Source organism: Lacinutrix sp. (assembly GCF_023299985.1).
GTDB lineage: Bacteria > Bacteroidota > Bacteroidia > Flavobacteriales > Flavobacteriaceae > Lacinutrix.
The window spans coordinates 1-4,200 of record NZ_JALZVX010000134.1 but is presented as its reverse complement, the minus strand read 5'-3'; the positions used below and the strand labels follow the sequence as shown (position 1 = coordinate 4,200).

Genomic DNA, 4,200 nt, shown 5'->3' with positions numbered 1-4,200 from the left:
GCGCAAAGGATTGATGCGGCATCCTTTTTTGCCACTATAAAGCAAAAAAGATATAGCGGAAAGCCTGGTTCATGCGTCCAAATTAAAATAAACCCTATCAATACTACCATAAGTTAAACAAATTGCCAGGTTGTAAGGTTTTGCAGAATTTTTGACTAAGTTTGTATATTAACAGTGAACAAAACACAATTAAATTATAATATTATGGCATTAGAAATCACAGATGCAAATTTTGAAGAAACAGTACTAAAAAGCGATAAGCCAGTAATGGTTGATTTTTGGGCAGCTTGGTGTGGACCTTGTAGAATGGTTGGACCAATTATAGACCAAATAAGCGAAGATTACGAAGGTAAAGCTATTGTTGGAAAAATGGATGTAGATGCAAACCAAGAGTTTGCTGCTAAGTATGGTGTAAGAAACATACCTACAGTTTTAGTATTCCAAAACGGAGAAGTTGTTGGGAGACAAGTAGGTGTAGCGCCTAAAGCGTCTTACGCTGAAGCAATCGACGCTTTATTATAGAAATATATTTCATAAAGAATTGATAAAGGTTTGCTATAATGGCAAACCTTTTTTTATTTTAGTAAAAATTAAATTATAATGAGTAAAATAACAAAAGCGCAAGACGCAATAGATAGTAAATTATTAGACGAGAGAAAGGTTTTTCTTTGGGGAATGGTAAATGATAAGAGTGCTAAGCACGTTATCGATAGATTACTGTATTTAGATAGTATAGAAACAAAAGATATTACTTTATATATTAATAGTCCAGGCGGTTATGTAACCTCTGGTTTTGCTATGTATGATATTATTAAATCTCTAAAAAGTGATGTTTCTACAGTTTGTACAGGTTTAGCAGCATCTATGGGCTCTATTTTATTATCTGTTGGTACAAAAGGAAAACGTTTTATTCAGCCACATGCTAGAGTGATGATACATCAACCAAGTGGTGGAGCTAGAGGACAAGCAAGTGATATTGAAATTACTGCTCAAGAAATTGTTAAAACAAAAGAGTTAAGTGCACATATTTTAGCAGATAATTGTGGACAGACATACGAGAAAGTAATGAAAGATTTTAATCGTGACCATTGGATGGGAGCAGACGAGTCTAAGGATTACGGAATTGTAGATGGTGTTATAGAGTAATAAATAAAGATATTCCTAATTTTTTAGGAACTATATGAATTTACAAGACGAACTAAATAAAGCTGGCGGATTTAAAAACCTTGAACACTTGGCAAAACAAGTTGTTGAAGGTTTTATTTCTGGTATGCATAAAAGTCCGTTTCACGGTTTTTCGGCTGAGTTTGCCGAGCATAAAATATATAATCAAGGCGAAAGTACACGACATATAGATTGGAAACTTTTTGCAAAAACCGACAAGCTTTACACAAAACGTTACGATGACGAGACTAATTTACGTTGCCACATTATTTTAGACAATAGTAGCTCTATGCATTATCCCGAGATGCGTAATTTCTCGATAGATAATTTGAATAAAATTTCGTTTTCGGCTTTAGCTGCTGCATCATTAATGCACATTCTTAAAAAACAACGCGATGCCGTAGGTTTAAGTATTTATAGTGATGCTTACGATTTTTACTCTGGTGAAAAAGGGAGCGAACGTCACCATCAAATGTTATTGGCACAGTTAAGTAATGCTGCTTTAAGCAAGCCTAATAATAAGCAAACAGAAACATATCAATATCTACATCAAATAGCAGAGAAAATTCACAGACGCTCGCTTATTTTTGTGTTTACAGATATGTTTCAAACCTCCACAGATGAGGTTAAGTTATTTGAAGCTTTAAGACATTTAAAACATAATAAACATGAAGTAGTTTTGTTTCATGTTTTTGATAGAAGTAAAGAATTAACTTTCGATTTCGATAATAAGCCAAAACGGTTTATAGATGTTGAAACTGGCGAGCACATTAATTTGTATAGCGAACAAGTAAAAGATAATTACGAAGCTTTAGTTAGCGATTACTTTAATGAGTTACGCGTAAAATGTGGTCAAAACCGTATAAAATATGTTGAAGCAGACATAAATAAAAACTTTGATACCATACTAACTAGTTATATGTTAGAGCGTCAAAAATTTATTTAATTGTTTTTTGAAAAAAAAACGTAAAAAGGTTTGCAATATTAATTAAGCGGTTTATATTTGCACTCGCAATATGCAACGGTCTGGTAGTTCAGTTGGTTAGAATGTCGCCCTGTCACGGCGAAGGTCGCGGGTTCGAGTCCCGTCCAGACCGCGAAATTGCTAAAAGCTCCAACATAGTTGGAGCTTTTTTTAAGCAATAAAGTTAGTTGTGTTGCTTAATGGGTGTAGTAGTCCATTAATATGGTAGAGAGTTAGTTAAATAGCTCAAACCGATGAGAAGCTTTCCTTTTTTCTTCCGTTTACGGAAAAGAAAATCGGGATGCTTTTTTGTTTTACAGTATTTTATAAATAGCCTAACTGGAATATTTATTCTCATTTTTTTAATTAATATCAATTCAATGAATTTGTATATTTTAAAGAAACTTCACCTAGAATCATTCAAAGTATAAAAATGAAAGCATTATTATTCTACAGTTATAAGAAAATACTATTATTTTTTAGTAGTTTTTTTAGCTAAAACAAATTCCTTTGTTAATAGATGACAGACCAACTGATTTCCGATAAATTAAAACAAACAATACATATTGCACAGGCTATTGCTAAAGAGTATTCGCATGCCGAATATTCTTCGGCTCATTTATTAAAAGCCTTGTTACATAAAGACATTGTTTTGTTAAAATATATAGAAAGTATTGGTCAAGATGCTTATTATGTAGAAGAATGGGCAGAGGTAAGGTTAAAATCTATGCCAAGAACAGCAAAGCCGCCAGAGTCTGCATCTGGAGATAGTACTGTAGATGCTGTGTTTTATGAAGCAGAAAGTGTAAAGCTTAAAATAGCATCTCAAACTTTAGGTGAATTTTGTATTCTAGTTGCGCTGTGTACAACAGGTGTTGGTTTTTCATTCGAACAATTAAAAACGTTTCCATTAACACCAAACGAACTTATTAGTCATTTGGTTAAGCCTGGAGCTTAGAAAATATTAAAAGTGTTGCTAATAATGGGTCTAAAAAATCAGAGAATACTTCTAAAAATTCAGTTTTAGATACCTACTGTACAGATAAAATTGCAGATGCAAAAAGTGAAGTTTTAGAAAAAATTTCTGGACGCGATTCTGAAATTAAAATGATAACAGAAATCTTAGGAAGGCTCTCTAAACCTAGCGTTTTGGTTCTTGGAGGTCCTGGTGTTGGTAAAACAGTATTGTTAAACGGATTAAAATCACCTTGGATACCTACTGCCAAATCATCTGTAATAAAATAACCGGCTTTTGGATTTATGCCAAACGAAGTCGTTTTGTTTTCAATAGAAGAGTACTGTATGTTACCTTCTATAAAAATTTATTTTTGTAAAAGCCCGAAAGAATTTACGTTGCCTAATAAACTTTGAGCATAAGAAGAATCGAATAAAAGTAAAAAAAGAGATGTAATAATGAAACGATTCATGTTTTTTTTGGAGTAAATACATAAAAAACAATAACAAAACTGAATATTCTTTTAATAACTATCCAATTTAGTATTCAATAAATTATAACTTGTTTTAAAGGCAAAATCAATAGTGCTTAAATATTTGTTTTTTATTAACGTGAGATATTTGAATCCTGTCTCTTAATATTATTAGTCTTAAAGAACTATAGTTTCTTAGTTTTACAAAATAAAAAACAGGAACGCTTTTTATTTTGTAGTACTTTATTGCTTTTTACCGTTTTTATTTTACCTAATAGCGGCTAATAATTCTTTTAATCCTGTATTAATGCGTTTTGTCGATTTTTTAAAAGTAATACACTGCATATTAATATATTAGCATTCTTTTATTGTAACCCTTGGCTTTAAAACGTCTCAATAAAAATCCATTGTATAGACATTTGTTCTATTTATACTAAATTATTTGTTTTAGAGTACTATTTAAAAGTGGTATTATTTGCCACTTTATTGAGTTGAAAAATTAATAGCAATCTATAAATAAACAAATAATTATGAAATTCCTTAAATTAACATTAGTAGCCATTTTTTCTATCGCTTTATTAACTGCGGTTTTACCATTAAACGAAACAGAATCAAATACAGCGCCTACAAACCATGAGGTTAAAA

At 31.4% G+C, this 4,200-nt stretch carries 5 protein-coding genes and 1 tRNA gene; 5 read left to right on the top strand and 1 reads right to left on the bottom strand.

The features are described from left to right. Nucleotides 1-174: 174 nt before the first annotated feature. The 5 genes from trxA to Q0C58_RS07225 all read left to right on the top strand — a co-directional run bounded on the left by trxA (nucleotide 175) and on the right by Q0C58_RS07225 (nucleotide 3,086). The gene (gene trxA / locus Q0C58_RS07245; protein WP_366841444.1) at nucleotides 175-522 is read left to right on the top strand and encodes a thioredoxin; all 348 of its coding nucleotides are present in this window, start codon (nucleotides 175-177) and stop codon (nucleotides 520-522) included. 78 nt (nucleotides 523-600) lie between these two features. Beyond that, on the top strand, nucleotides 601-1,146 hold the full coding sequence (locus Q0C58_RS07240) for an ATP-dependent Clp protease proteolytic subunit (RefSeq protein WP_290699350.1): 546 nt from the start codon (nucleotides 601-603) through the stop codon (nucleotides 1,144-1,146). 34 nt (nucleotides 1,147-1,180) lie between these two features. After that, nucleotides 1,181-2,110, top strand: a complete 930-nt coding sequence (locus tag Q0C58_RS07235) for a DUF58 domain-containing protein (RefSeq protein WP_290699347.1) — start codon at nucleotides 1,181-1,183, stop codon at nucleotides 2,108-2,110. Nucleotides 2,111-2,187: 77 nt separating this feature from the next. After that, nucleotides 2,188-2,261 (top strand) — tRNA-Asp (locus tag Q0C58_RS07230). 387 nt (nucleotides 2,262-2,648) lie between these two features. Then, nucleotides 2,649-3,086 carry a hypothetical protein gene (locus tag Q0C58_RS07225; RefSeq protein WP_290699344.1) on the top strand — a complete coding sequence of 146 codons (438 nt, stop codon included), beginning with the start codon at nucleotides 2,649-2,651 and terminating at the stop codon, nucleotides 3,084-3,086. Nucleotides 3,087-3,159: 73 nt separating this feature from the next. Here the strand turns inward: Q0C58_RS07225 and Q0C58_RS07220 are convergent, their stop codons facing one another. Next, nucleotides 3,160-3,354 carry a hypothetical protein gene (locus Q0C58_RS07220; protein ID WP_290699341.1) on the bottom strand — a complete coding sequence of 65 codons (195 nt, stop codon included), beginning with the start codon at nucleotides 3,352-3,354 and terminating at the stop codon, nucleotides 3,160-3,162. Between the last annotated feature and the right edge of the window lie 846 nt (nucleotides 3,355-4,200).